The organism is Bacillus sp. AFS098217 (genome assembly GCF_002551815.1).
Lineage (GTDB): Bacteria > Bacillota > Bacilli > Bacillales > Bacillaceae_G > Bacillus_A.
In genome coordinates, this window is record NZ_NVPR01000017.1 from 21143 (window position 1) to 46800 (window position 25658).

Annotated in this window: 30 protein-coding genes and 1 pseudogene; 17 read left to right on the forward strand and 14 right to left on the reverse strand. The window is 35.3% G+C overall.

Annotated features, from left to right (window positions below; all coding sequences use genetic code 11):
• The first annotated feature begins 82 nt into the window (after nucleotides 1–82).
• The 7 genes from COO03_RS04265 (at nucleotide 83) to COO03_RS04295 (ending at nucleotide 6217) form a co-directional block, all read left to right on the forward strand.
• Nucleotides 83–1270 carry a CaiB/BaiF CoA transferase family protein gene (locus tag COO03_RS04265; protein ID WP_097895377.1) on the forward strand — a complete coding sequence of 396 codons (1188 nt, stop codon included), beginning with the start codon at nucleotides 83–85 and terminating at the stop codon, nucleotides 1268–1270.
• A gap of 13 nt (nucleotides 1271–1283) precedes the next feature.
• Nucleotides 1284–2501 carry an acyl-CoA dehydrogenase family protein gene (locus COO03_RS04270; RefSeq protein ID WP_097895379.1) on the forward strand — a complete coding sequence of 406 codons (1218 nt, stop codon included), beginning with the start codon at nucleotides 1284–1286 and terminating at the stop codon, nucleotides 2499–2501.
• A 171-nt stretch (nucleotides 2502–2672) separates the two neighbouring features.
• Nucleotides 2673–3050 carry a GntR family transcriptional regulator gene (locus COO03_RS04275; protein WP_097895381.1) on the forward strand — a complete coding sequence of 126 codons (378 nt, stop codon included), beginning with the start codon at nucleotides 2673–2675 and terminating at the stop codon, nucleotides 3048–3050.
• Entirely contained in the window at nucleotides 3050–3748 is a 699-nt protein-coding gene (locus COO03_RS04280; protein WP_097895383.1) for an ABC transporter ATP-binding protein, read from the forward strand. The genes COO03_RS04275 and COO03_RS04280 overlap by 1 nt, the downstream gene beginning before the upstream one ends.
• Nucleotides 3745–4524 (forward strand): hypothetical protein, encoded by a 780-nt coding sequence (locus COO03_RS04285; protein WP_097895384.1) that lies wholly within the window; start codon nucleotides 3745–3747, stop codon nucleotides 4522–4524. Before COO03_RS04280 ends, COO03_RS04285 begins: the two co-directional genes overlap by 4 nt.
• A 14-nt stretch (nucleotides 4525–4538) precedes the next feature.
• Nucleotides 4539–5441 carry an ABC transporter ATP-binding protein gene (locus COO03_RS04290; protein WP_097895386.1) on the forward strand — a complete coding sequence of 301 codons (903 nt, stop codon included), beginning with the start codon at nucleotides 4539–4541 and terminating at the stop codon, nucleotides 5439–5441.
• Nucleotides 5441–6217 carry an ABC transporter permease gene (locus COO03_RS04295; RefSeq protein ID WP_097895387.1) on the forward strand — a complete coding sequence of 259 codons (777 nt, stop codon included), beginning with the start codon at nucleotides 5441–5443 and terminating at the stop codon, nucleotides 6215–6217. The genes COO03_RS04290 and COO03_RS04295 overlap by 1 nt, the downstream gene beginning before the upstream one ends.
• Before the next feature lie 150 nt (nucleotides 6218–6367).
• Here COO03_RS04295 and COO03_RS04300 read toward each other — a convergent pair.
• A pseudogene (locus COO03_RS04300) lies at nucleotides 6368–6985 on the reverse strand (alanine:cation symporter family protein); the annotation flags it as partial.
• A gap of 474 nt (nucleotides 6986–7459) precedes the next feature.
• Between COO03_RS04300 and COO03_RS04305 the strand changes: the two are divergent.
• Nucleotides 7460–8470 carry a CPBP family intramembrane glutamic endopeptidase gene (locus tag COO03_RS04305; protein ID WP_141523203.1) on the forward strand — a complete coding sequence of 337 codons (1011 nt, stop codon included), beginning with the start codon at nucleotides 7460–7462 and terminating at the stop codon, nucleotides 8468–8470.
• 60 nt (nucleotides 8471–8530) lie between these two features.
• Here the strand turns inward: COO03_RS04305 and COO03_RS04310 are convergent, their stop codons facing one another.
• Both COO03_RS04310 and COO03_RS04315 read right to left on the reverse strand, forming a co-directional pair.
• Nucleotides 8531–8713 (reverse strand): DUF3913 family protein, encoded by a 183-nt coding sequence (locus COO03_RS04310; protein ID WP_097895389.1) that lies wholly within the window; start codon nucleotides 8711–8713, stop codon nucleotides 8531–8533.
• A 102-nt stretch (nucleotides 8714–8815) separates the two neighbouring features.
• Nucleotides 8816–9268: an Lrp/AsnC family transcriptional regulator gene (locus COO03_RS04315; RefSeq protein WP_097895390.1), complete on the reverse strand. Its 453-nt coding sequence runs from the start codon at nucleotides 9266–9268 to the stop codon at nucleotides 8816–8818.
• Nucleotides 9269–9331: 63 nt separating this feature from the next.
• On the opposite strand from COO03_RS04315, the gene COO03_RS04320 reads away from it, so the two are divergent.
• From COO03_RS04320 to COO03_RS04330, 3 genes are all read left to right on the forward strand, one after another.
• Nucleotides 9332–9805 carry a carboxymuconolactone decarboxylase family protein gene (locus COO03_RS04320; RefSeq protein WP_097895392.1) on the forward strand — a complete coding sequence of 158 codons (474 nt, stop codon included), beginning with the start codon at nucleotides 9332–9334 and terminating at the stop codon, nucleotides 9803–9805.
• A 13-nt stretch (nucleotides 9806–9818) separates the two neighbouring features.
• The gene (locus COO03_RS04325; RefSeq protein WP_097895394.1) at nucleotides 9819–10388 is read left to right on the forward strand and encodes a cysteine hydrolase family protein; all 570 of its coding nucleotides are present in this window, start codon (nucleotides 9819–9821) and stop codon (nucleotides 10386–10388) included.
• A 120-nt stretch (nucleotides 10389–10508) separates the two neighbouring features.
• Entirely contained in the window at nucleotides 10509–10907 is a 399-nt protein-coding gene (locus COO03_RS04330) for an SseB family protein (RefSeq protein WP_097895396.1), read from the forward strand.
• A 70-nt stretch (nucleotides 10908–10977) separates the two neighbouring features.
• Here the strand turns inward: COO03_RS04330 and COO03_RS04335 are convergent, their stop codons facing one another.
• On the reverse strand, nucleotides 10978–11895 hold the full coding sequence (locus COO03_RS04335) for a S66 peptidase family protein (RefSeq protein ID WP_097895398.1): 918 nt from the start codon (nucleotides 11893–11895) through the stop codon (nucleotides 10978–10980).
• A 117-nt stretch (nucleotides 11896–12012) separates the two neighbouring features.
• Between COO03_RS04335 and COO03_RS04340 the strand changes: the two genes are divergently transcribed.
• Entirely contained in the window at nucleotides 12013–13110 is a 1098-nt protein-coding gene (locus tag COO03_RS04340; RefSeq protein WP_097895400.1) for an NAD(P)H-dependent flavin oxidoreductase, read from the forward strand.
• Nucleotides 13111–13127: 17 nt separating this feature from the next.
• Here the strand turns inward: COO03_RS04340 and dltD are convergent, their stop codons facing one another.
• The 5 genes from dltD to COO03_RS04365 all read right to left on the reverse strand — a co-directional run bounded on the left by dltD (nucleotide 13128) and on the right by COO03_RS04365 (nucleotide 17442).
• A complete protein-coding gene (dltD, locus tag COO03_RS04345; protein ID WP_097895402.1) occupies nucleotides 13128–14303 on the reverse strand; it encodes a D-alanyl-lipoteichoic acid biosynthesis protein DltD in 1176 nt (391 codons plus the stop codon).
• Nucleotides 14300–14539 (reverse strand): D-alanine--poly(phosphoribitol) ligase subunit DltC, encoded by a 240-nt coding sequence (gene dltC, locus COO03_RS04350; RefSeq protein ID WP_016113973.1) that lies wholly within the window; start codon nucleotides 14537–14539, stop codon nucleotides 14300–14302. Before dltC ends, dltD begins: the two co-directional genes overlap by 4 nt.
• 66 nt (nucleotides 14540–14605) lie before the next feature.
• Nucleotides 14606–15772, reverse strand: a complete 1167-nt coding sequence (dltB, locus tag COO03_RS04355) for a D-alanyl-lipoteichoic acid biosynthesis protein DltB (RefSeq protein WP_097895404.1) — start codon at nucleotides 15770–15772, stop codon at nucleotides 14606–14608.
• Nucleotides 15769–17283, reverse strand: a complete 1515-nt coding sequence (gene dltA / locus COO03_RS04360; protein WP_097895406.1) for a D-alanine--poly(phosphoribitol) ligase subunit DltA — start codon at nucleotides 17281–17283, stop codon at nucleotides 15769–15771. The genes dltB and dltA overlap by 4 nt, the downstream gene beginning before the upstream one ends.
• 12 nt (nucleotides 17284–17295) lie before the next feature.
• Entirely contained in the window at nucleotides 17296–17442 is a 147-nt protein-coding gene (locus tag COO03_RS04365; protein ID WP_097895407.1) for a teichoic acid D-Ala incorporation-associated protein DltX, read from the reverse strand.
• A gap of 282 nt (nucleotides 17443–17724) precedes the next feature.
• Between COO03_RS04365 and COO03_RS04370 the strand changes: the two genes are divergently transcribed.
• The gene (locus tag COO03_RS04370) at nucleotides 17725–18915 is read left to right on the forward strand and encodes a M20 metallopeptidase family protein (protein WP_097895409.1); all 1191 of its coding nucleotides are present in this window, start codon (nucleotides 17725–17727) and stop codon (nucleotides 18913–18915) included.
• Nucleotides 18916–19371: 456 nt separating this feature from the next.
• The gene (locus COO03_RS04375) at nucleotides 19372–19818 is read left to right on the forward strand and encodes a flavodoxin (protein WP_097895410.1); all 447 of its coding nucleotides are present in this window, start codon (nucleotides 19372–19374) and stop codon (nucleotides 19816–19818) included.
• 75 nt (nucleotides 19819–19893) lie between these two features.
• Here COO03_RS04375 and COO03_RS04380 read toward each other — a convergent pair whose 3' ends face one another.
• From COO03_RS04380 to COO03_RS04395, 4 genes are all read right to left on the reverse strand, one after another.
• The gene (locus COO03_RS04380) at nucleotides 19894–20802 is read right to left on the reverse strand and encodes an aminoglycoside phosphotransferase family protein (RefSeq protein WP_097895411.1); all 909 of its coding nucleotides are present in this window, start codon (nucleotides 20800–20802) and stop codon (nucleotides 19894–19896) included.
• Nucleotides 20803–20999: 197 nt separating this feature from the next.
• Nucleotides 21000–21149, reverse strand: a complete 150-nt coding sequence (locus tag COO03_RS26840) for a hypothetical protein (RefSeq protein ID WP_097895412.1) — start codon at nucleotides 21147–21149, stop codon at nucleotides 21000–21002.
• 17 nt (nucleotides 21150–21166) lie between these two features.
• Entirely contained in the window at nucleotides 21167–21340 is a 174-nt protein-coding gene (locus COO03_RS04390) for a 2-isopropylmalate synthase (protein ID WP_097895414.1), read from the reverse strand.
• A 75-nt stretch (nucleotides 21341–21415) separates the two neighbouring features.
• Nucleotides 21416–22774 (reverse strand): MATE family efflux transporter, encoded by a 1359-nt coding sequence (locus tag COO03_RS04395; RefSeq protein WP_097895416.1) that lies wholly within the window; start codon nucleotides 22772–22774, stop codon nucleotides 21416–21418.
• 182 nt (nucleotides 22775–22956) lie between these two features.
• On the opposite strand from COO03_RS04395, the gene bacA reads away from it, so the two are divergent.
• Entirely contained in the window at nucleotides 22957–23748 is a 792-nt protein-coding gene (gene bacA / locus COO03_RS04400; protein WP_097895418.1) for an undecaprenyl-diphosphate phosphatase, read from the forward strand.
• Between the two features lie 27 nt (nucleotides 23749–23775).
• Here the strand turns inward: bacA and COO03_RS04405 are convergent, their stop codons facing one another.
• Nucleotides 23776–24330: a thioredoxin family protein gene (locus COO03_RS04405; protein ID WP_097895420.1), complete on the reverse strand. Its 555-nt coding sequence runs from the start codon at nucleotides 24328–24330 to the stop codon at nucleotides 23776–23778.
• 254 nt (nucleotides 24331–24584) lie between these two features.
• Between COO03_RS04405 and COO03_RS04410 the strand changes: the two genes are divergently transcribed.
• Nucleotides 24585–25004: a MarR family winged helix-turn-helix transcriptional regulator gene (locus COO03_RS04410; protein ID WP_141523202.1), complete on the forward strand. Its 420-nt coding sequence runs from the start codon at nucleotides 24585–24587 to the stop codon at nucleotides 25002–25004.
• A gap of 341 nt (nucleotides 25005–25345) precedes the next feature.
• Nucleotides 25346–25501, forward strand: coding sequence for an imidazoleglycerol-phosphate dehydratase (locus tag COO03_RS04415; protein ID WP_097895422.1), 156 nt, complete (start codon nucleotides 25346–25348; stop codon nucleotides 25499–25501).
• Nucleotides 25502–25658 lie beyond the last annotated feature (157 nt).

Here is a 25658-nt window from a genome sequence, read left to right on the forward strand (position 1 = left end):
TGTAAAAACAAACCAGTAAAACTACCATGTTTATGTTCGCTCTAATTGGTTTTACTGGTTTTTACTATAGGAGGAGAAGGGGTTGGAGGGAGCATTACACGGAATCAAAATTATTGATTTATCTCGGGTTCTTGCCGGTCCTTTTTGTACGATGATTCTCGGTGATTTAGGAGCCGAAGTAATAAAAATTGAGAATACGGGAAATGGCGATGATACAAGAGGATGGGGACCACCTTTCGTAGGGGGAGAAAGCGCTTATTTTCTTTGTGCAAATCGTAATAAAGAGTCGCTTACATTAAATTTAAAGTCAGAAATGGGAAAGGATGTTTTGAAAAAACTTGTTTCTCATGCTGATATCGTTGTACAAAATTTTAAGCCTGGAACACTTGAGAGAATGGGACTTGGTTATGAAGTGTTACAAGAGGTGAAGGAAGACATTATTTTAGCTTCTATTAGTGGCTTTGGTCAAAAGGGCCCTGCTTCACATCTTCCTGGTTATGATTATATGATTCAAGCGATGAGTGGGCTTATGAGTATAACAGGAGGAAAGGATGAAGAGCCTTCAAAAGTGGGTGTTGCGATTGCAGATGTGCTCACAGGCCTTTTTACGTGTATCGGGATTTTAGCCGCCTTGCAGCACCGAAATAGAACAGGAGAAGGGCAAGAAATTGATATTTCTTTATTTGATTCACAATTAGCGGCATTAGTAAATGTAGCAAGCAATTATTTATGTACAGGAGAATTACCAAAGAGACTTGGAAACCAGCATCCGAATATTGTTCCGTATCAAGTATTTCAGGCGGAGGATGGAGATCTTGTTGTTGCAGTTGGAAATGATGAACAGTTTCATAAGTTTTGTTTGTTACTTGGTAGACAAGACTTATCTCGTTTAGATCGCTATAAAACAAATGCAAATCGTCTTTTGCATAGGGAAGAACTTGTAGACATGATTGCAAAAGAAATGAAAAAGAAAAAGAAAGAGGACTGGAAACAACTTTTGGATGAAGCAGGGATTCCAAATGGACCAATTCTCAATGTGAAGGAAGCACTAGAAACAGAGCAGGCAGTTTCGAGAGATATGACAATTCATATGGAACATCCAACCATTGAAAATCTTACACTTGTAGGTTCACCATTAAAACTTGCAAAGACACCAGTGCGGATGCAGAAACATCCGCCACTCCACGGGGAACATACAGAACAGATTTTGAAAAAACTGGGATATTCGCAGGGAAGCATTACGGAAATGAAAAAAAACCAATGGATATAAGGAGGAAGTAAAAATGAATTTTAATTTAACAGAAGAACAACAAAGTGTCAGAAAAGTAGTGAGATCATTTGTAGATAATGAAATTATTCCATATATTAAAGAATGGGATGAAAAAGGACATTTTGAAGAAAAGGTCTTGAAGCGTTTAGCTGAGTTACAGTTTATGGGCGTTTGTATTCCAGAGCAATATGGCGGTGTTGGTATGGATTATAATACGCTTGCTATTGTTTGTGAAGAATTAGAACGTGGTGACACAGCTTTCCGTACAGCTGTATCTGTACATACGGGATTAAATAGCATGACACTTCTCCAATGGGGAACAGAAGAACAAAAACAAAAGTACCTGGTTCCACAAGCGAAAGGTGAAAAAATTGGGGCGTTCGGTTTAACTGAACCAAATGCAGGATCAGATGTTGTTGCTATGCAAACAACAGCCGTAAAACAAGGCGATCACTACGTATTAAATGGATCCAAAACATGGATTTCTTTATGTGATGTTGCAGACCACTTCTTAATATTTGCAAAAACAAACTCAGAATTAAAGCACCGCGGTATTTCTTGTTTTATCGTAGAACGAACATTTCCTGGGGTATCAACAAAAGCGATAAAAGGAAAGCTTGGCATTAGAGCGGGCAATACAGGAGAAGTATTTCTAGATGATGTGAAAGTGCCGGTGGAAAATCTTCTTGGAGAAGAGGGAGAAGGATTTAAAATTGCAATGGCATCATTAGACAATGGCCGTTTTACGGTAGCGGCAGGAGCGTGTGGGCTCATTCAAGCAAGTTTAGAAGCGAGTGTAAAGTATTGTGAAGAGCGTAAAACATTTGGAAAAGAAATTGGAAAACATCAGCTTGTGCAGCAAATGATTGCGAAGATGTCTGCGAATCTTGAAATATCACGTTTATTGGTCTATAAAGCAGGATGGTTAAAAAATGAAGGGAAACGTAACACACAGGAAACATCTTTAGCAAAATGGATTGCTTGTGATGCTGCATTTGAAGCGGCAAATGATGCAGTGCAGGTGCACGGTGCCTATGGATATTCGAATGAATTCCCAGTAGAACGGTATTTACGAAATGCAAAAGCTCCAGTTATTTACGAAGGAACACGTGAAATTCATACGATTATGCAAGCGGAATACGCACTTGGATATCGTTCTGATAAGGAGCTTCGTAACATGTTACCGAAGTGGCCTTTTGAAGAAAATGAGGCAGAATTGGTAACAAAATAAAGTGGAACTTCCCTTAGTGGACGGCCTACTGCCCGCGAATAGCGGGATAAAATAAGAGAAAAGGCAGTGCGAATATGCACTGTCTTTTTATTATATTTTAAATGAAAAAAGTATTTACACCCTTTTTGTCTTAGTGTACTNNAGTACACTAAGACAAAAAGGAGGGAAGAAATGAAGATTGAGTTTTCTCCTAACACACCGATCTATATTCAGGTGATGGAATACATAAAAAAAGAAATTGTAACAGGTCATTTATCACCTGGTGACAAAATTCCCTCTGTACGTGAATTAGCAAGTGAGTTACAAGTAAATCCAAATACGATTCAGCGTACATTTCAAGAGTTAGAGCGAGATGGAATCGTTGTAACACGTAGAGGAATGGGAAGATATGTAACGAGCGAAGGAGAGAAAATTATGGAGCTGCGCAAAGATATGGCAAAAGAGTTGCTTCATTCTTTTATAAATGGAATGGACAATTTAGGGTTTTCAGAAGAGGAAATTCTCTTAATTCTTCGTTCTTCATTAGAAGAGAAAAGGGAGGAGAATTGATGAAAGAGTTATTGAAAATAGAGAACTTGTGGAAGAGACATGGCTTAAGGGCAGTGATTCGTGAGCTAAACTTAGAAATTACAGAAGGAAAGATTATCGGTCTTGTCGGAGATAACGGTAGTGGGAAAACGACATTATTAAAAATGATTGCAGGGTTGCAGCACCCTTCGGAAGGGAATATCACAATTGCAGGTAAGAAAGTAGGTTTAGAAACAAAAAAGATTGTTTCATTTATGTCGGATCGGCCTGTATTTAATGAGTGGATGACTGTAAAAGATGCTATATTTTTCTATCGTGATTTTTATCAAGACTTTGAGATTCAAAAGGCAGTAGATGCCATCGCTGAATTTAAAATACCATTAGAAGAAAAAATTAAAGCATTGTCAAAGGGAATGATTGAAAAATTACAGTTGATTTTAACATTTTCAAGAAAAGCAAAACTCTACATATTGGATGAACCGCTTGGCGGAATTGATCCCGTTTCACGTGAACATGTGCTAGAACTCATTTTACAATTTTATCGTGAAGATTGTACGATTTTCATTTCGACTCATTTAATTGGTGAAATTGAAAACATTTTTGATGAAGTTATCTTTTTGAAGGATGGAGAAATCGTACTGCATGAAAATGTAGAAGAACTTCGTTTTCAGAGAGAGAAAGCGGTGAATGAATTGTTTAAGGAGGTGTTTGGTAGGTGATAGGGCTACTTCGTTATATGTGGAATGATAACAAGCGGAAGTATATCGTTTCGTTTTTAGTATTTATACTTATTATCGGAATATTATTTGCACAAATGAATATGAAGTTAACTAGTGTAACAAGTACTAAACAATTGGTATTATTTATGAGTATTTTTACGTTATATATTTGTGGCATAATCATCTCTTTTATACAGGTTATTAGTATTTTTCCTAAGTTACTAAGAAATCCGCTTGTTCGTCTTAGTACAATTTCTGGTAAGCAATTGGTAATGGGAATGATTTTCCTTTTAACAGCTGTGATGTTTATATGGGATGTTATTGGAACAAGTATCTTTTATATTAGTTTGCAGTTTGCAATACCTTCTTCAGAACTGTTTACTGCTTTGAGAGAACTAGCAGATGTAACAATAACAGATCATATCCTATCGTCTGTAATAGAAATGATTAAAATACAAAGCATTATGATTCAAATCTTATTTTTAATTGTAGTAATGAAAATTTTTACAAGAAAGAAAAAAATACAAGTGATGCTTATTATTGTTAGTTTCTTAATTTTAAATACGGTATTGAAAGGGATATATGTAGCATTAGGAAAGTTAACACCTTCATTTACGTTTATAAAAAAAATAATTTATTCAAGTGGTGATGGTTTAGATATAGGTATGTATGCAGGAAGCAATATTAACATATATAATATGGGTTTTGCGTGTCTAGTATGTATTGTAGGTATGTATTTAACAGCTCATATTATCAATAAAAAACTAGAAGTCTAAAGGAGGAACAATCATTGGGAAACGTAGTAGTAAAATTAGAAAACGTCCATAAAAAGATTGGCAGCACTGAAATTATCCGCGATCTTTCATTTGAAGTTGAAGAAGGAGAGGTATATGGGTTTCTTGGACCAAATGGTAGCGGTAAAACGACGACAATTCGAATGATGACAGGTCTTATTTCCCTAACAGAAGGGGATATTACGATTTGTGGTCATAGTATTCGTACAGAACGTGAAAAGGCGTTAGAACAAATTGGGGCTATTGTCGAAAATCCGGAATTATATGATTATATGACAGGGATGCAAAATTTAAAGCATTTTGCAAATATGGCAGTTACACCTATTGGCAAAGAACGTATTGCTGAAATTGTAAAACTGGTGGAGTTAGAGCATGCCATTCACAAAAAGGTGAAGACATATTCACTTGGAATGAAGCAACGTCTTGGGATTGCGCAAGCGCTTCTTCACAACCCGAGAATCCTTATTTTAGATGAGCCGACAAACGGATTAGATCCAGCCGGTATTCGTCAAATTCGTGATTATTTACAACGATTAGCGAAAGAAGAAAATATAGCTGTCATTGTATCAAGCCATTTATTAAGCGAGATTGAACTGATGTGTGACCGTGTTGTTATCATTAAGAATGGTCAATTTGTACAAGCATATAACTTGCATGAACAAGCGAAGAATGATGAAACGGTTGTCGTAACTTTTGAGGTGGATCAGATTCAGCGTGCAAATGAAGTGATTAAAGGTAAAGTGCAAGAAAATGTTATTGTGGTCTCCGTAACGAAAGAAAAAATTCCGCAGATTGTAAAACAACTTGTGCATATGGATATTCTCGTATATGGCGTTACAGTGCAAAATAGGACGCTTGAAGATGAGTTCTTAGCGATTACTGGGGGAGTGAAAGCATAATGTTAAAATTAATACAAAATGAGTTTTTAAAGTTACATGCGAAAAAAGGTATGTATATTTTAATGGGAATATTAGTTGTATTAGAAATTGCAATGGCAATCATTATTAAAAAATGGGCACCAGCTGAGGTGCAATTTTCAGGCTTTGTATCATTTTCAAGTACAATGCTTGATTTGATTATAGTATTTACTACAATTTTTGGGATTACCCTTGCAGCTCGTACAATTACTGAAGAATTTCAAAAGGGAACAATTAAACAATTACTGATTCGCCCTAGAAAACGAGTTACGGTCTTATTTTCAAAATATGTAACAGTTATATTGACTGTAATACTTATATCAATTGTTGCCTTATTCATTTCCATGCTAATTGGAGTAGTTAGTTTTGGTGGAGGGAAAGAAGAATTAACAGTTGCTATGTTACTGAAGATTTTAGTGTATAAGATGGTACCAGTTCTATTTTATATAACATTGTCCATGTTCTTAGCAAATATCTTTAGGAAGTCTGTATTACCATTAGTTATTACTATGTTTGTCTTTTTCTTACAAAATACAATTGATATGTTACTTATGATGTTTGCAAAAGGTGTTGCGAAATTTGTTGTATTTTTCCATCTCAATTTAAATGTGTACGATAGTAATAAATTAATTAGCGGTGGAATGGAACCACCATTTGCAGAATTTAATTTTACAACATCGCTATTACTTGTAATTGTGTATTTTGTAGTGTTGCTCGTTGCATCGAGTGCATTATTCCAAAAGCGTGATGTATTATAAAATTTTTATATAAACAATAATATATACGAAGAACCGAATGAGTATAAAAAGTAAGGCTTTATTAAATCAAATTGATTTGTATTTTTAGTAATATGACTTTACATGTATATATGAAATAGAAAAAATCCCCGCGGCAAGCGGGGATCTTTTTTAACCAACTTTTTCTTCTGTTTTTTCACGCTGACAGCATTCTGTGTTTTCTAAACCAGGAATGCTGTCAGCGTAGAAGACCGGGTCTTGTCCAGCTTCTTTTTGCTTCATATAGTCCCTAAGTGCTGCAAATGCATATTTACTTAAGAAAATAATTGTCACTAAGTTGAAGATTGCCATAACGCCCATAAATAGGTCAGCTAAATCCCACACAACTTGAATTGTTGCAACAGAACCTAGGAATACCATACCAATTACAGCGATACGGTAAATCATAAGCGCTATTTTGCCTCCTTTTAAGAATTCAATATTTGTCTCACCGTAATAGTAATTTCCGATTAGAGAACTGAATGCAAATAAGAAGATGGCCACAGCGACAAAGATTGGAGCCCAAGGATCAATATGTGCTTTTAACGCTTCTTGTGTTAACTGGATACCATTTAAATCTGTTCCAGTATGAACGTCTGATAAAAGGATAATAAAAGCAGTACAACTGCATATTAATAATGTATCTGTAAAGACACCAAGTGTTTGAATGAAACCTTGTTTAACAGGGTGTGTTACGTTAGCAGTCGCAGCTGCATTCGGTGCACTACCCATACCAGCTTCGTTGTTGTAATAAGCTTATGAATCGGAGTAATGACATGTTCAAAGAAATCCATGTGTGTAATCCTCCTTATTCTTATCATGATAATGTGTTTTATAACATTAAGTATAAAAAGCGACGTTTAATATTATAACAGGAAATCTTACAAAGAGGAAATTTCTCGAAATAGATTTGTTAGTACATATTTTAATAGATATCTTATTTAAAACGCGAACTGAGAAAAATAGGAAGAAATTTGAGGGTATTCATATTACAATGTATATAAATCTATTTTAATTTTTCAATATATAAGTCGCTGCTATGCAGAATAAAACATGACATGCACTCACTTTCTCTCTTTGTTTTTACCCGTGCATGTGGCAGGAAAAGGCCCTGACCGCTTCTATGCATGGCCAGATGCTCTCGTCCACCTAAAAAGAAAGAGGGTTTTATGTCGGTTTTTCAACTTGTATTTATATAAATATATCATCATGGGGGTGTTTTTTATTCAGTACGCATTTTCACATATACGACTTCGCAGTTTTTTTGCATGGATGATTTTAGGTATGTTTGTAACGGTGATACCGCTAGTCTTTGTAGGGGCTCCAAACAGTGTCATGGATGTAGTATTGCAAATTTCGGTATTTTTTGTATTTCCACTACTATGGTTATATGTAAAAACACGAAAAAACAATATAATATTTACTAGTTTCTTTGATAAGCCATCAAATTTAAATTGGAAGCTGATTGTAATCGCAACGGCAATGGGAATGGTTTTTTCATTTGGTGTATCTCATATTCAATTTTACATACTAGCACATCTTTTTCCTGATTTCTTAGTTGGTGTGTTGAATGATAATAGTGTAATTGATATGAGCAGTATGAATACAAAGATATTCAGTTTTATTTCAGCATGTATTTTGGCACCAATTATGGAAGAAGTCATATTTCGGGGCTTTTTTTTACAGCGTATGGCGTTTAAGTGGGGAATAAAAAGAGCTGTAATTGTGTCATCTCTCATTTTTGGTTTAGGGCATTTTGATGTTGTTGGTGCTTTTCTATTTGGTGTTGTGATGTGTCTCCTTTATATAAAAACGAAAAATATATGGACGAATATTGCTGTGCACGCTTTAAATAATTGTATTGCAACTAGCATTCAATTAATGGGTGGAGAAGGAACAGGCGATGCAATTTCAATTGCTGAATTACAAGCGCAAAGCAGTTTATGGATTGGGCTTGTTGTGATTCTTATTAGTTTACTATGGTTGGTACCTTTTATTCGAAAAAATTGGCGAACTGTAAAAGAGGTGGGAGTACCACTCCTTCGTTTTATGAATGAAGATAAGGTAGCAATATCATTACCGCAAAATGCAACATATAGTCAAGTCATTTTAACTGATCGACTTATGGCTGTAGAATTACCAGATGAGGCTGTGAATCAGTTGAAATTAGAAGAAAATGATTATGTAACGGTTTCGATAGAAACTGATCAAATTATTATAAAAAAGGCAAAATGATAGTAAGTCCATAAGAAATAAAAGAACAGCTCTCCGGTAGTAATAAGGAGAGCTGTTCTTTTAATGAATAACAATTTCTACATGAAAGTTGTTTCCGTTTTTTACATATTTAATATCTGTAACAGTACGAACAGCTTTTAAAATTTCCACCTTTTCCCCGATTCGAGGGATGGTGGGAACATTGTCCCAAATACCAAGTAAATCATCTTCTTGAGCCGTTTTCTCGTAAAACCAGATTTTCAATGTAATACCCCTTTCTCGAACTTTTGTATTTTAATACATAATAAAACATTTTTATTCTTTTTGTAAGGGGTTTTTACGGTTATTTTGAATAAAAATTAATTTTTATTCTTCTGGGAAAATATGCTCAATATCAGGAGTAAGGGATACTTCCGATAAAACAATATGGGAAACAGTTGTTGCATAGGAAGAAACATCATTAATAAATTCTTCAAGTTCGACTAATGAAGGAACAGAAATTTTAACGATATAACATAAGCTTCCTGTTACACGATAACAAAAACTTGCAGATGGATAGGATTGAATGAATTGCTGCATACGTGTTGTATCGCCGTTCTTTAAGGTGATCTCCAAAATGCAGTCTAAAACAAGACCTGCCTTTTTATAATCAATATCAATTGTATACTTCTGAATAACACCTTCACTTTCTAATTTACGAACGCGCTCTGCAGTAGAAGGCGCAGACAAATTTACTCGTTTTGATAACTCGCGCATAGAAAGGCGACTGTCATTATATAATTCATTTAAAATTTTACGATCTACACGATCTAATTGCATTTGTAAATATACCTCCAGGAAACTGATATTTTTTGAAAAGAAAACATATAAATTAAGATTCATATGAAATGTAAAGAGTACTTTATTTATTTTACAATAAATGAGAAAGGAATAGGAGGAGAAATAATGGAGAGAATTTTATTATCAAATATCGGGGAAACAAAGTTTCAAAAATTACTAGGGCATTGTCCCAATATACTACAATCATGGAATTCGTTAGAAAATACATTGTATGAAACGGGAACTCTTTCTGAAGAGTTAAAGGAACAAGTACGAAGAACACTTGCATTTGGAAATGAATGTCCGTATTGTATGGCAAAGGGAAAACCAGATGATGTGCAGAAGGCAGAAGAAATTAGTACTGCTGTAACATTTGCACACTTATTTGTACATAACCGATCTGCAATAGATAATCGGATGTTTGATGTATTAAAAGGGTATTGGAGTGAGGCGGAGATTGTGGAACTCTGTGCATATATTTGTTTTATTACTGCCTCACAACAACTTGGATTTTTATTTCAATTACAGCCAGAATAGTAGGAGGTACATAATGTTGAATCAAACAGCACTTATCATTATTGATGTACAAAAAGCATTTGATCTACCGTATTGGGGAGTGCGAAATAATCCTTTTGCGGAAGAAAATATGAAGAGTTTATTAGAAGAGTGGAGGGGAAGAGGGCTACCAATTTTTCATATACAGCATGTGAACAAAGATAATATTGAATCAGTGTTTCATCCGAATGCAGAAACAGTACATTTCAAAGAAGAAGTACAGCCATTACAAGATGAGATAATTATTCAAAAAAGTGTTAACAGCGCATTCATTGGAACAGATTTAGAACAGCAGTTGAAAGAGAAGAGCTGCAGTGCTGTTATTATTGTGGGATTAACGACGAATCATTGTGTGGAGACAACAACTCGAATGGCTGGAAATTTAGGCTTTTTAACGTATTTAGTGAGCGATGCCACAGCGACATTTAATCGAAAAGGACCGGACGGTGTACAACATTGTGCAGAAGAAATTCATAAGATGACGCTAGTGAATTTACATGAAGAGTTTGCTACTATTGTTACAACCCCTGAAATATTAGAGAAGGTAAAGCTGAGTCAGCTATAATTTGGAATGATTGATATTAATTTGCTATTTCAATAAAATAAATGAATAATTATGTAGAAAAGAATAAGAATATTTTGTATAATCTAAGTATAATTATTTTGAAAATAGGGGTGGCAGCATATGGAACAAATTCCAGTAAAGAAAATAGAAAAAGTACTTGTTTTAGCAGAGGATGACAAACAAAAACAAAAGGAATTTTATGAATTGTTGCTAACAACTCAGTTTTATGTTGCTGGATCTGTAGAGGCTGATGATTCTGCAGCAGAAGGAACTCTTCGTTTGCGTTATTTCCAAGGAGAAGGTAGATGGATTGTTCCGTTCTTTACACAATTGGAATTTGTAAAAGAAGTGTTGCCAGAAGGAACACCCCTTATTACGATACGTGGAAAAGAATTGTTTGAAAGCCTTGACCAAGAGGCAACGGCTGTGTTGAATGTTGGTACGGAACTTAGTAAAACATTTATTCCGGAAGAAATTGCTGATATCGCATCTGGACAAATCTTTAATTATTATCAATAAAAATGGTTGTATGTATGGCTATCTAAAAGTAGTAAAAAGGAAAAGCGATTTATGCTTTTCCTTTTTGTATTTATCTTGCTATGCACCTTACACCAGAAGGAATAGAAACAGTATTTCTGTTTGTATTCATTATGACAGTGACTCCAAATGGGATTCCGATATTGGGCTGTATATGTCCAATGGGAAGACCAAATAATACCGGAATGTTGTATGGGGTGAGATAGTCATATAATATGTCTTGTAATGATAGGGAGGGTTTTGTAGCAGTGCAGTTATGACAGCTTGTGAAAATAACGCCTGTGCATGCATTAAATTTTCCGGATAAACGTAATTGATTGAACATACGATCAATGCGGTACGGTTCTTCTCCAATATCCTCGAGCAATAAAATTTTATTTGCTGTATCTATTTCATATGGCGATCCAAGTGTACTTGTCAAAACAGTTAAATTTCCGCCAATTAATGGCCCGGAAACGATGCAGTTAGTTGAAGATGTAATACATTCTGCCCCTGATAAAATAGTTGAATAAGGATGAAATAGTTGATTGAAGGAAGATAAAGAAAGAGAGGGAATGCCTTTTCCTATTTCTTCAATCATCGGTCCATGAAAAGTAATAAGTCCCGCACACTGTGTAAATGCGATATGTAAAGCTGTAATGTCACTATATCCCCAAAAAATTTTTGGATTGGCTTGAATAAGCTCATACTGAATATGCGGAAGAAGACGACCACTGCCATATCCACCTCGTGCACAAAAAACAGCTTTTACTTTAGGGTTTGCAAATGATTCATGTATATCATGAAGGCGAATGGCATCAGTACCAGCTAAATATCCACATGTTTCATAAACACTTCTTCCGATGATTACTGATAGTCCCATCTCTTCTAATATTTTTGCTCCTGTAAGAACGTGTTCAATGATTGGTGGACCTGCTGGAGCGATAATCATCACAGTATCTCCTTCTTTTAGAGCATTGGGCTGAATCATAGAATCTCCTCCTTCTCTTCCAATATATTCGTTTCATAAGAAGTTCAATCCTTTTGTAAAAGAAGGGAAAAGCTTGTAGAAAAAAGAAGATATTTAAGGAGACTAGGAGGGAAAAGGATGTTTACAAGCCGAGTAACTGATGCACTACAAATAAAATATCCAATTATTCAAGCTGGCATGGCAGGTGCGATTACAACGCCAGAACTTGTTGCCGCTGTAAGTAATAGCGGGGGATTAGGAACACTTGGGGCTGGTTATATGAGTCCTGAACAAATTCGTCAATCTATTTATGAGATAAGGGAGTTAACAGATAAGCCGTTTGCAGTCAATCTGTTACTCACGAAGGAAATACAAATTGAGGAAGAAAAAGTACAAGTCGCAAGAAATTTATTAGAGCCGATACGAAAAGAATTAGGTATAGATGAGTATAATCAATCGCTGCAACTTCCGAAAAGTTATAAAGAGCAACTGCAAGTGCTACAGGAAGAAAAAGTACCAGTTGTCAGCTTTGCGTTTCATACGTTAGAGCAAGAAGAAATTGCATCTTTAAAGAGAGAGAGGATAAAGGCTATTGGAACAGCTACTAATGTAGCAGAAGCAAAGGTGCTTGCTGAATTAAAGGTAGATGTAATTGTTGGACAAGGTAGTGAAGCTGGAGGACACCGTGGGACATTCATTGGTAAAGAACAAGATTCTATGATTGGTACGTTCGCTTTAATTCCTCAACTAGTGGCGGCAGTTCCGCAAGTTCCTATTGTAGCAGCGGGAGGGATTATGAACGGTCAAGGGGTTGTTGCTGCGTTTGCATTAGGCGGGGAAGGCGTGCAAATGGGATCAGCCTTTTTAGCAAGCGAAGAGAGTATAACACACGATGTACATAAAGAGGCAATATTACAAAGTACAGATACAAGTACAACTGTAACGAGAGCATTTTCTGGAAAATACGCACGAGGTATTCGGAATGCATTTATAGAGCAGCACGAGGGGAAAGAAGGTAGCTTACCTATGTATCCCGTTCAAAATGTATTAACTTCGAAAATACGTCAAGAAGCAGCAAGACAAAATAAAGGAGAGTATATGTCACTTTGGGCTGGACAAGCTTCTTCATTAGCAAAAAAAGAATCAGCTCAGCAAATTGTTGAACGTGTGATGGCAGAAGTAAAGGTAACTGTAGAACAGTTACAAGATGCATACAAAAAAAGACCACTTGAATAATTCAAGCGGTCTTTTTGTTAGTTTGCTTTATAAAATTGTTGGATGGCCTCGTCAATATAAACCCAGCCTTTCCAACCTAAGTGCATATGATCTTTTAAGAAGTATTTATCATATTCATGATTTGAGAAGTCAGCAATTGGATAGCCAGCTTGCTGAATTTGCTCATGAACTTTCTTATAGTATAATTCGCGTCGTTCTTTTGGGAATCCTGCGTAATCATACCATGGGCCTTTTACGGGAACAGAAATGAAGAGTGGTTTAGCACCAGATTGTTTTAATAAATCAATTACAATTTGTAAATCTTCATATTCTGGAGATTGATCATAAGCATCATTTTTTAGGTAACCTTCACGTTGCTTCAATTTCTTTTTAATTTTGCTATTGAAGTAACCATCCTCGATACCATATTGATTTGATCCTGACTCTGATTCACCAACTTGATCAGCGTGTTTACGCGCTTCTTCCCAGTTCATTTGCTTCAATGATGGGTCAAGTGTTTCTGTATGTGGTTTAATATTAAACATTATCGTAAATAAATCTTTACGATCTAAAATATTACGATAAAGATAAGCGAAAGGTTTTGCAGCCATTGCTTTTACTTTATGCTTTGTATCATCATAAACGATACCTTCTAAAGATATTTTTAATAATGTTTCTTTTTTTACAATCTCAAAGTTCAATAAGCGCTCAGCAATTTGCTTTTTCATTTTAGGCTTTAGATCATTATTGAAAATGAAATGATAGCCTTGTTGTTTAGAAAAGTTAGGTGCAAAGTGCGTTTCATCAATTCCTTGTGGTACAAACCATTGTGGTGAAAGGACAAAGATTAGTTTTTTATCTTTTAATTGATCCATTGAGGTTGCAAAGTTTAAGACGTGAATAAGATCTTGTGTTCCACCACGACCAAGAAGAAATGGTGTAAACCCTTCCGGGTTTACTTTAAAGTAATTGGATGGATGAAAAGCATCCATTCTTGCAAATTCCGATGAACCATACATCGGAAGGTATTTCGGGTCTTCTAACATTTTTTGCTGTAAAATCATACTTTGAATTTTTTCTTCTTTTAGAGAAGTTGCAGCTTGTTCTACTTTCTTATCACTTACAAGTGGAAGTAGGAAGCGTGTTGGGATAAGTAAGAATACAGCAAAAAGGGCCAATGCTAAGAGCATCGGACCAAAAGTTGCTTTTTTCATCGGATATCTTCCAACTTCTTAATAATCATATTTGGTGTTGCCCACTCATCGCGGTCAAAATCAGAGATAGATACTTCGATATCTAAACGTTCTTGGAATTCTACTAATAAAGATACTGTACCGAAAGAATCAAGGATACCTTCTTCAAATAATTGTACATCTGGATTTTCTTTTACAATATCGTTTTCACATACTTCTTCTAAAATATCTAATACTTGATCTTTGAATTCTGCCATTTTTAAAATCTCCTTTATATCCGAAATGTATTATGTGTAACTTCTTAAGTTATAAGAAGTTATTCCTTAAAAATATCTGTTTAGGTGACCAGAGAAAATTAGGAAACCGAAACATACGAAATGGAACGTGATTACAATTGCAAGGACATGCATGAATTTATTATTTGGCCAAAACTTATGCTTTTTGTTTTTTCGTTCGAAAATATCAAACAAAATAAACAGAGCAGCATGATATAGACCATAAATAATATACTGATAAATATGATGACCTGCAATGTGCCAAATTCCCATAATGAAAAAGTTTAAAAAGGCGCCGATATAGGAAATCGTATAGCGATTTTTAAGTAACTTTTTCTTTGTTGCGAAAAAGACAAAGCGCATGTAAATAAAGTCACGGAACCAAAATGATAAGCTCATGTGCCAGCGGTTCCAGAAATCTTTAATGTTACGACTGATGAAAGGTTTATTAAAGTTTTCTGGCGTTTTAATGCCCATCATATAACTTACACCGATTACGAATGAGCTATAACCTGCAAAGTCAAAGAATAGATATAGACTATAGCCGTACATGTAAATAATGTTAGATGTAATGGTATCTGCATTTGCAAAAGCAGCATCTGTAACGTGTTGCTGAAGTAAATAAGCAATAATAAATTTGTACAGGAAACCTTGGAAAATACGGTTCATACCTGTATATAGTAGGTTTTGATATTCTTCAGCACTCGGTGGCTTTTGAATATCTTTTTGGAATCTACGGTAACGATCGATAGGTCCAGTTGAGATAGCAGGGAAGAACAGAACGAACTCCCAGAAATTAAAGAATGAGAGTTCTTTAATTAAGCCATCACGAACTTCAAATACCATTTGTACTGCTCTAAATGTTACGTAAGAGATACCGGCAAAAACAACAAATTTTAAATCAGGTACAAATGGTGCGATTTTTGCCAAAATAAGCGGTAAAATCGACAAGATAACAGCCATGTAAAACATAACCGTATTATTATTTTGTTTTCGTAATAATAAATAGCCTTTAATAAGGACATATTGCCAAATGATAAATGCTGCTAGCATCATTGCTTGCTTTGGTTTATCAGAGAAGATAAGTGCAAGCATGATTAGTGTTAGGACAGCATTATATTTACGCAACATTTTACCTTTTAATCCAGCTATGATAGTAGGTATTAATAAAATGCCCACTATGGCGAAAAAATAAAATGATCCATATGCGGTCATGCTGTAACCTCACTCAATAATTTTTTGCGATCTACCTTTCCATTTGGTGTCATTGGAATAGAAGATTGATACATGAATTTTCTTGGAATCATGTAATTTGGTAATCGCTCATTGAGTTCTTTTTTGATTGCAGATGTTAATTTGAATTCTTTTTCAAACGAATGCTCTCCTGGAACAATAACCGCTAATAAGTAATCGTATTTCTCACCTTTTTTAATTGGAATTACGACAGCTCCTTCTACATAAGAGCAACCGCGAAGGTGATGTTCGATTTCTTCCAATTCCATTCGATAACCATGTAATTTAATTTGGAAATCAAGACGACCATTATAGAAAAGAAGACCATTTTCTACATATCCAGCATCACCTGTTTTATAGGCACGTTCGCCATCAATAACTGTGAATGCTTTTTCTGTTAATTCAGGACTTCCTAAATATCCAACACTTACGCTTGGACCAACAATTACAATCTCACCTTTTTCACCATCTGGTGCGATTGTACCATCTTCTTTCATAATAAGAAGGCGGCAATCAGATTTACAGTAACCAACTGGAAGTGATTGATATGTCTCAACGACTTCTTGTGTAACATGAATGCCTGTTACAGCTACAGTTGCTTCTGTTGGACCGTACGTATTCATAATTGTTGCGTTTGGGAAGCGTTCCATTAATTTTCTTGCTACGTCATTTGATAATACTTCGCCGCAGAATAAGAATGTTTTCATATTTGGTAGCATACTTTCAGAGAAAGATGGCTCCATTAAACACATTTCTGCAAATGATGGTGTGGATGTCCATACTTGTATGTCTGATTGTTCTAAAGAAGCAAACAAGTCTTTTGGACGCGCAATCATATCTTTATCAATTGCCCAAAGTGTACCACCTGTTACTAACGATGGGTAAACATCCATCACAGATAAATCGAATGAGAAAGGTGCTTGGTTTAAGAACACTTGTCCAGTTTGTAAGTTGAAGTCTTCAACCGCCCATTTTGTAAAGCTGACAAGACAATTGTACGTAATTTGTACACCTTTCGGATTCCCTGTGCTCCCTGATGTGTAAATAATGTAGAAGTTCTCATCATTTTTTACTGCATGCTCAGGGTTTGGAGTTTTCCCTTTATGAGTCAAGAGAATATCTTGTAAGTTGTTTTCAGATACGATGCGAACAGGTAAATCAGCTACTTTCACTTCTGTTGGTGATAAAAGTAGTTTCGCACCGGAACTTTCAGCAATACGTAGTACACGATCAGCTGGAATAGATAAATCTACTGGAATGTAAGCATGTCCAGCTTTGACACACCCTAAAAAGCTAATGATCATCTCTGGATGCATATGGCCATAAACCATAATTGGTGAGCGATCATCTGCATACTCAGAAGAAATCCAATGAGCTAATGCATCAGAGTCTTCTTTTAATTGTCTGTACGTAATTTTCGCATCTCGCCAAACGAAAGCGGTTTGATCAGGCGTTTCAGCCGCCCACTTTTCGATTTGTTCTAATAACTTCATAACGTTCCCACCCTAAAATTCATTGTAAATAAATGTACTTGTGTTTGTATCATGGAATCCATACAACCAAAGTAATGCAAACAAAATTGCAAGGTAATAAAAAGTTTTTGCAAACCATTGTATGAGTGGTCGAGACCATATCTCTTTTAATCTTTCCATGTCTTTTCCTCTCTTATGAAATAATAACTATATGTAGGTATCATGTCCTACATTATTGTGAAAAAAACAAAATTCCACATTTTAGGTAAAAATAAGACAAAAAGGCTCTTTTTTGATAGTAGCACTAAATACTAAAAAAGAAAATCCCTAACTTAGTAATTATATTACATTCAGCATGAAATTGTTATTGATTTGTCATGTCAAAAGATAAAAGGATAATAAGGACAATCATTTTGTGAAGCTAAAGTAAGAATATAAATACGAAAAAGGAGGTTGTTAAGAATGGAACATGGGAAAAAGAAATGGAGGAAGCTTGTGTCAGAGGAAAAGATTATAGAGTGGCGACGGCATTTCCATAAATCTCCTGAATTATCATTCCATGAAGAACAAACTTCACAATTTATATATGACACATTGTGCTCATTTTCCACTTTTGAGGTAACAAGACCAACGAAGTATAGTGTGATGGCAAAGAAAAAAGGGAAGAAAACAGGGGAGAAAACAGGAAGAATAGTCGCGATTCGCGCGGACATGGATGCTCTTCCGATTCAGGAAGAGACGTTAAAACTTTATACATCAGCTACTCCAGGTGTGATGCATGCATGCGGGCATGATGCACATACCGCTATTTTATTAGGAACAGCGGAAGCAATAGCGAAAATGAATGAGGAGTGGGAAGGAGAAATTCGTCTTTTCTTTCAACATGCAGAAGAAGTCTATCCTGGCGGCGGTCAGGAAATGGTGCGAGCTGGTGTAATGGACGGCGTAGATTACATTATCGGCTTACATGTGATGTCTGGGTTAGAGAGTGGCAAGATTGGGATTGTATACGGACCCATGATGGCAGCACCTGATGTATTTACAATTGAAGTCAAAGGAAGAGGAGGGCATGCTGCTAGACCAGAAGAAACAATTGATCCAATAGCAATTGGCACACAAATTGTTACCAACTTACAACATATTGTATCAAGAAATACAGGTGCCTTTATGCAAAGGGTTGTCTCAGTTACGCAATTCCACGGGGGAACAGCGGATAATATTATTCCTAATACAGCTTCTTTAATGGGAACAGTTCGTTCCTTTGATCAAAAACTAAGAAAAGAAGCGGAAGAAAAGATTGAACAAATTGTTAAAGGGATTACAGAAGCACACGGTGCAACATATGAATATACATATCGCTATGGATATGATCCTGTCATTAATGATGCATTTATTACAAGAGCAGTCGAGGAAAGTGCAGTAGAGCTTTTTGGAAAAGAAAAAATTGTACAGCTCGCTCCTTCTATGGGAGGAGAAGATTTCTCTGCATACTTGAGAAAAGCTCCAGGCTGCTTCTTTAAATTAGGAACTGGGAATGAAAAAATGGAGACCTGCTATCCACATCATCATCCGAAATTTGATGTAGATGAATCGGCGCTGGTTTATGGAGCTGAGTTATTTTTACAGGTGACAATGAAATTGTTAGAAACTTAAAAAAATCAATGTGAACAAAGAGGTTTAGTGAGAGCAAACGGTTCATAAAATCTTAGCTGCTAAGAGGAAGATTAAAAGTTTCCCTCAGTATATAAAAAAGGCAACTGCGACAACGCAGTTGCTTCTATTTCTTTCCGCTAGAGAGGGCTGAGAAAGAACTATGCTCATTTATAGTATATGAATCGTCAACGGACAAGCTTGTATCTTTTCATTATTTTTTCAAAAAAATAATTGACTTTGATAATCATTTTCAATTAATCTAATTGTATAGTTGTGATTGATAATAATTATCAATTAAAAAATGGATGAGGAAAGCATCTCGCCTTGGACAAAGGGAATTTAAAAATAAAGATAAACATATAGAATGGCAACGAAATGTAATTCGTGCGGAATATGTAGACGAGAAGAAAATAAAGAAAACAGAAAAAGTAATACATAATCAAAGGAGAGATTCAATTGAGTAAGTTTGTAATGATTTTTGCAAGTATGAGTGGAAATACAGAAGAAATGGCTGATTATATTGCTGGAGCAATTCGTGAGGCAGGAAATGAGATTGAAGTAATTGATATTATGACTGCACCAGAAGCTTCTATATTAGAGAAATATGACGCTATTATTTTAGGAGCTTATACTTGGGGAGATGGTGAGCTTCCAGATGATTTCTTAGATTTTTATGATGAAATGGAAGAGATTCATTTAGCAGGTAAAAAAGCGGCAGTGTTTGGCTCTTGTGATTCTGCTTATCCGAAATACGGCGCAGCTGTTGACATTTTAACCGAAAAGTTACAAGAGCGTGGTGCAGAGGTTGTGCTAGAAGGGCTAAAAGTAGAATTAACGCCAGAGGATGAAGATGTAGAAAAATGTCTTCAATTTGGAGCTGAATTTGTAAAACATCTTTCGTAATGGTGAGAGGGGGATGAAGATGTTGCAATAGGTATGAATGATTTATTATGAGGAAAAAGAATATAGGGAAAGAATTTAATTCAATCCCTTTAATATTGTGTGCATGCTTTCCAAATTCTTGTTTATTTCTAGTTTATTATTTGTTTCAAAGCTGTAAATAAGGTTATGAAATAACGGGCTGTACTGATAAAAAGAAGTGATACGCTGAGTGAATGATGAATCATGATGGGGGGTAAGAGCGCAATATTGTTTATAAATAGCTCCGGTAAATTCGTTACCAAAATCGTGATATAAACCAGCAAAATCAAAGGCAGGATCTCCAATTTGAGTATCACCAAAATCAATAATTCCTGAAACTTTTTTGTTTTTCCCATTGAATAAAATATGATGATGTGTAAAATCAGCATGAATCATTGTATGTTGAAAATTAGGTTCATGTATGTATTCAAAAAAGTTCTCAAATAAACAATCAAAGGATTTTCTTTCTATTGATGTAAATGTATGAGAAAGGTAATCATGTAATTTCGCTTGAATTTGTCGCCAGTATGTGAGATGTCTCTCTACATGAAATCCCCATTCTGCAGCACGTTCTATTGGGATGGTATGTAAAGAAGAGAGAAAGGTAGCGAGCTGTGTAGCAATGATTTCTTGTTCTTTTACAGTTAATCCCGCGAGTGTTTGGGCTGTCAATGGTTCCCCATGAATGAGTGCATAATAGCTACCAAATGGAATGGAATCTGATTCATTTTTATATAAAACATGGTACTTTGGAACTTCTATTCCTTGTAAAGAATGAGAAAGTATTTCGCATACTTTTTTTTCTCGCGGGATTCTCCTTGCATACTGGGATTTACGTGGAAAACGAAAGAGCCATTCATTATTTACAATCACGACTATATTATCCCAGCCATTATCATTTTGCTTATAAGAGCGTATAGTGGTATTTGGCATTGTTTGTTGTACATATTGCCTGTAATGTTGCATATGATTTCCTCATTTCTCTCCTTGATAAAATAGCTTGTTTAATTTTATAATATCAGAATTTTCTTATTTTGTATTTCGGCTTATTGGGGTATTGAAGATGGTAAGAGAAATGAGGATTGTAAAAGAAAATAATACGTTTAAGATTGCAGAGCAGCGGCAACGTGTAGAATGGAAATGCCCCCAGAAGACGGGGACATTTAAAGGTTTTCGTTTTGTTGCCCTATTTCTTTTTTTGCAATTTCTAAATTCCCTTGTTCGATTTGTTTAAGCGTGTTTACAGAATCACCAGCATAGCCCTTTTGCGTTTTTACAGGTCTTTTCGAAACGGTTGAAGATTGCTTTGTCATATATAACATTCCTTTCATTAAAAATAGACGAAAATGATGAGTACAAGTAATATTGCTCCGAAAATACCAATCCCAACTAAAAAGGAAGTGTTTTTATATCGAGGTGGTTGATGAATATCTTGCCGATATCCAGGTGAGATTTCAGGAGCAAATTCTTCATCGAAGGACTGCTGTTTTTTCTTTTCATCCATGGGTTTTCACCTTTCTTTTTCATTATGTTACACGTTCTGGAGAGGAACTATACATAATGAAAAAGGCCGCTACAATTAGCGGCTTTTTTGCAATGCATATTTACGTTGTACTTGAAAGAGACGGATCAGCAAAAAGCTAGCACCAAATGCGAGACCTAAAATAAGGCCAATCCAATACCCTTTTGCAGCCCAAGAAGTATAAGTTGCTAATATATAACCAAGTGGCAAACCAATTACCCAATAGGCAATAAGTGTCATGATTAAAGCGACATTTACATCTTTATAACCACGGAGTGCTCCTTGAACGGGTGTAGCAATTGCATCGGAAATTTGAAACAAAATAGCAAATATGAGAAACTCTTTTGCTAAATCATGAACCGTAGCATCTGTTGTATAAATAGATGCAATTTGATCACCAAAGAAATAGAGTAGGACTGAATAGAATAGAGCGAAAGTAAGGGCTAAACCGATGCCAATAAATCCATATTGTTTTGCATTTTCATATCGATTTGCACCAACTTCAAATCCAACTGCGATTGTCAGAGTCATTGCTAAACTTAATGGTGTCATATATAAGAGTGATGCAAAGTTCATGGCAGCTTGATGTGCTGCAATTGTTGTTGTACTAAAATTACTCATCATAAGTGTAACAGCAGCGAAAATGCTCGTTTCAAAAAAGATAGCAAATCCAATCGGAACACCAAGTTTTAAAAGTTCTTTCCAACGTGAAATGGAAATGCGATATAACTGCTTGAAGATACCAAAAGATGCAAACGGCTCTTTCGTACAGATAATAATAATAGTAATGATTAAAATGCACCAGTACGTTGCTGTGGAAGCAATTGCGGCACCCACGCCTCCTAGTTGTGGAAAACCAAAATGACCAAAAATAAATACATAATTTAAAATCACATTAATTGGTAAGGAGAGTAAAGTAATAATCATCGTTGTCCGCGTCTTTCCTAGAGCGTCAATAAATCCACGTAACACAGTATAGACAAATAAAGGGATAATACCAATTGCAATAATGCTTAAAAATTGAGCGGCAATGCGCTCTACTGATTCTTCTAAATGCATGCCCTTTAAAATTGGTGAAACGGCAAAGTAGCCGATGAGAATAACAAGGAAACTAACACTAATCGCTAAATATACGGCTTGTATTACAACATGGGGAACGGCTTCTTTTTGTTTTGAGCCAACCAGATGAGCGATAATGGGAGTAGTAGCCATTAAAATTCCTGTTAGTCCAGTACTAATAGGGATCCATATGCTAGTACCAATGGCAACTCCCGCTAAATCAGTAGCACTTGCATGTCCTGACATTGTAGTATCAAAAAAGCTCATTGCAAATAAAGATAGCTGTGTTACAAAAATTGGAAAGAACAGCAATGTAAATTGTTTCATTTTTTGTGAGAGTGAGTTGGTTTCTTTCATAAAAGCTCCTTTCCGTGTAAGAATAAACTTCTACTATCATACAATTTCATCAATGAATAGAAAAGAAATATGCGTATGTGTACATGAAATAGATGAAAAAAATAGATGCACTTTGAAAGGGGATAAGGTATTATGATAAGGTATGAAAAAAGTATATATAAGGTATTAAGGAGGCACGATCAGTGGCTGATTGGTTAATAGGATTAATCATGGGTGCTGTTGAAGGATTAACGGAGTTTTTACCAGTATCATCAACAGGACATATGATTTTAACAGGGCATTTAATTGGATTTGAGGATGATAGAGCGAAAGTATTCGAGGTTGTCATCCAATTAGGATCAATTTTAGCGGTTGTCGTTGTATTTTGGAAACGTTTATGGTCATTAGTTGGAATTGGAAAAGTAACGCAAGGGCCATCATTAAATTTATTACATATCATTATTGGTATGATTCCAGCAGGATTACTAGGTGTTTTATTTCATAGTAAAATTAAAGAAATTTTATTTGGACCAGGACCAGTTGTTATTAGTTTAGTTGCTGGTGGGATTTTAATGATTGTTGCTGAGAAGTTCTCAAGACCAAGTACAGCAAAAACATTAGATGACATCACGTATAAACAAGCATTCACAATTGGAATGTTCCAATGTTTAGCATTGTGGCCAGGATTTTCACGTTCTGGATCTACAATAAGCGGTGGATTATTAGCTCGTGTATCTCATACAGCAGCAGCTGAATATACATTTATTTTAGCAGTACCAATGATGGTTGCTGCATCAGGTTTAGATTTAATTAAAAGCTGGCATTTACTAAGTGTGGCAGACTTACCGCTATTTGTAACGGGATTTGTGACAGCGTTTGTTGTAGCGATGCTTGCGATTGTTTCATTCTTAAAATTATTGGCTCGTGTAAAGTTAACACCATTTGCATACTATCGTTTTATTTTAGCAGCGGTGTTTTACTTCTTCCTTATGTAATAAAAAAACTGCCATTTGGCAGTTTTTTTATTTTACTATTTTTTCAATCATATTTTCCATCACATGTTCCCAAAGGGACGTGTCATCAGCTAATGTTGCACGGAAATTAGCGTACATTTCTTTTTGCTTTTCTTCAAATAGTGGATCCTCTTTTTCTGGTAATGTAGCCCGCATAGAAGTTACTAACTCCTGTACTTTTGGAGCGCGTGGTCCCCAAACTGCTTGCTCGTTTCCTTCTCTATCAATAAAAATAAAGATTGGAATGGCACGTGCTGTTCCGTTCGTTAAGTATTGATCCATTAATTCTAGATTTTCATCCCGGATCAGTAATCGCATATCAATATTAGCAACTTCACAAATTCGTTTCATTACGGGTACACATAGGAGGGCATCACCGCACCAATCAGCTGATAATACAATAACACGCCATCCATCATTCTGACGCTCTTCTAAAACGGGAAGTAACTCGTTTGGAATTAAAAAATTATTATAAATGTGTAATAGTTCATATTGATTCACTTTCATTTCATTTACGTATGTATCAAAGGACATGCCTTTATCTGCCCATTGTTTTAATGTCATATGTAACACCTCTTTATTAATAGTTTGCTTTCATTGTATCAATTTTCATCAAGAAAAGCTTGTAATCTTACTCTTTCTTTTTGTTATTATTGGATATAATCCATCTAAAAGAAAAAAGGGGTAAACAGTATGTGGAAAGTGAGTTCATAGCACTTAGAGTGTATGGAAAAATAAGGTGACAAAAAGTAAGATATAAGGTAAAATAATTAATAAAGTTTTTATTTAAGTAAATGAAATAAAAGGAGATGTAAATGGTGTCTCATAATCGTGAACAATTAATGGAGGACCTGTCTACAAACGTCTTTGCTATGTTTCGCTCATTGCGTAATGATATTGGAAAAATCTTTGGCGGTTATATACCATGGAATGAGTTTCTTGTACTTCGAATATTAAATCGTAATAATAAAGAAATGGTTTCACGTGTAGCTAATGAATTACATGTATCCAATAGCCATATTACAGCTGTTACGGAAAAGTTAATTAATAAAGGATTTGTGACACGTACACGCTCTACATCTGATCGACGTGTTGTATATTTAGAAATTACGGAGCAAGGAAAAGAGTTAGTTACAAAAATGGAAACTGCGAAAAAACAGTATTTACAAGAAAGATTTTCGGCTCTATCTGAAGAAGATATGCACTTAATGATATCTATTTCGAAGAAACTTATATAAAAAAGAAGATACTGAAAGAGAATTACCGTTATTTGTTGTGATGTTACAGATGAGTATTTCCTGTAGATTCTATTTGTCCCTCTTAGAATCTTATGCACAGAAATGATGAAATAAATTACAGATACAAAAATCCTTCCCGAAATTGGGAAGGATTTTTGTATCTCGCTATTTACAGACAGTAATACTCTTACTTCACAATGCAGTGAAAAAGTTAGGTGGAAGAGAAACTATCTATAAAAGCTCAATTCAGTAAAGTGTCACGTTATTTTAAAAATGTGATGTGTATGATTAAAGCCGGAAAGACATACTATCAATAATGATCGATGAAAGGAGAGAGAAAAATGACAAATCGTAATGGGAGTCAAGGAAGTGGAAATCAAGGTTCACCGAAATCAGGACAATTCCAACAGGAATTTAGTTCAGAATTTGAAGCTGGTAATGATAATAAAGGAAAAGAATATCGTTCGAAAAAGGGAAGTAAATCAAAAAAGGAGTGAATATATTCACTCCTTTTTTATTAGCATTATATTTATGCGGGTCCCGTCTCTAATTTCGGTGAAGGCAAAGAAATGAGTTGGGAGATAATCTTGCTAAATTATATTTTAAAATAAGAAATAGACCATCTTGTCAGCATAAGATGGTCAGGGAAGGGGA

Excerpts from the sequence above, each read along its gene's own strand:
- COO03_RS04405 (WP_097895420.1), bottom strand. The coding sequence starts at position 24,330 with ATGACATTAAAACAATGGGCAGATAAAGGCATGTCCTTTGATACATAC.
- COO03_RS04315 (WP_097895390.1), bottom strand. The coding sequence starts at position 9,268 with ATGCAATTAGATCGTGTAGATCGTAAAATTTTAAATGAATTATATAAT.
- dltC (WP_016113973.1), bottom strand. The coding sequence starts at position 14,539 with ATGGCAGAATTCAAAGATCAAGTATTAGATATTTTAGAAGAAGTATGT.
- COO03_RS04325 (WP_097895394.1), top strand. The coding sequence starts at position 9,819 with ATGTTGAATCAAACAGCACTTATCATTATTGATGTACAAAAAGCATTT.
- COO03_RS04415 (WP_097895422.1), top strand. The coding sequence starts at position 25,346 with ATGACAAATCGTAATGGGAGTCAAGGAAGTGGAAATCAAGGTTCACCG.
- COO03_RS04295 (WP_097895387.1), top strand. The coding sequence starts at position 5,441 with ATGTTAAAATTAATACAAAATGAGTTTTTAAAGTTACATGCGAAAAAA.
- COO03_RS04395 (WP_097895416.1), bottom strand. The coding sequence starts at position 22,774 with ATGAAAGAAACCAACTCACTCTCACAAAAAATGAAACAATTTACATTG.
- COO03_RS04370 (WP_097895409.1), top strand. The coding sequence starts at position 17,725 with ATGGAACATGGGAAAAAGAAATGGAGGAAGCTTGTGTCAGAGGAAAAG.
- dltA (WP_097895406.1), bottom strand. The coding sequence starts at position 17,283 with ATGAAGTTATTAGAACAAATCGAAAAGTGGGCGGCTGAAACGCCTGAT.
- COO03_RS04340 (WP_097895400.1), top strand. The coding sequence starts at position 12,013 with ATGTTTACAAGCCGAGTAACTGATGCACTACAAATAAAATATCCAATT.
- dltB (WP_097895404.1), bottom strand. The coding sequence starts at position 15,772 with ATGACCGCATATGGATCATTTTATTTTTTCGCCATAGTGGGCATTTTA.
- COO03_RS04390 (WP_097895414.1), bottom strand. The coding sequence starts at position 21,340 with ATGGATGAAAAGAAAAAACAGCAGTCCTTCGATGAAGAATTTGCTCCT.
- COO03_RS04335 (WP_097895398.1), bottom strand. The coding sequence starts at position 11,895 with ATGATTCAGCCCAATGCTCTAAAAGAAGGAGATACTGTGATGATTATC.
- COO03_RS04270 (WP_097895379.1), top strand. The coding sequence starts at position 1,284 with ATGAATTTTAATTTAACAGAAGAACAACAAAGTGTCAGAAAAGTAGTG.
- COO03_RS04280 (WP_097895383.1), top strand. The coding sequence starts at position 3,050 with ATGAAAGAGTTATTGAAAATAGAGAACTTGTGGAAGAGACATGGCTTA.
- COO03_RS26840 (WP_097895412.1), bottom strand. The coding sequence starts at position 21,149 with ATGACAAAGCAATCTTCAACCGTTTCGAAAAGACCTGTAAAAACGCAA.
- COO03_RS04320 (WP_097895392.1), top strand. The coding sequence starts at position 9,332 with ATGAAATGTAAAGAGTACTTTATTTATTTTACAATAAATGAGAAAGGA.
- COO03_RS04380 (WP_097895411.1), bottom strand. The coding sequence starts at position 20,802 with ATGCAACATTACAGGCAATATGTACAACAAACAATGCCAAATACCACT.
- COO03_RS04275 (WP_097895381.1), top strand. The coding sequence starts at position 2,673 with ATGAAGATTGAGTTTTCTCCTAACACACCGATCTATATTCAGGTGATG.
- COO03_RS04365 (WP_097895407.1), bottom strand. The coding sequence starts at position 17,442 with ATGGAAAGATTAAAAGAGATATGGTCTCGACCACTCATACAATGGTTT.
- COO03_RS04330 (WP_097895396.1), top strand. The coding sequence starts at position 10,509 with ATGGAACAAATTCCAGTAAAGAAAATAGAAAAAGTACTTGTTTTAGCA.
- dltD (WP_097895402.1), bottom strand. The coding sequence starts at position 14,303 with ATGAAAAAAGCAACTTTTGGTCCGATGCTCTTAGCATTGGCCCTTTTT.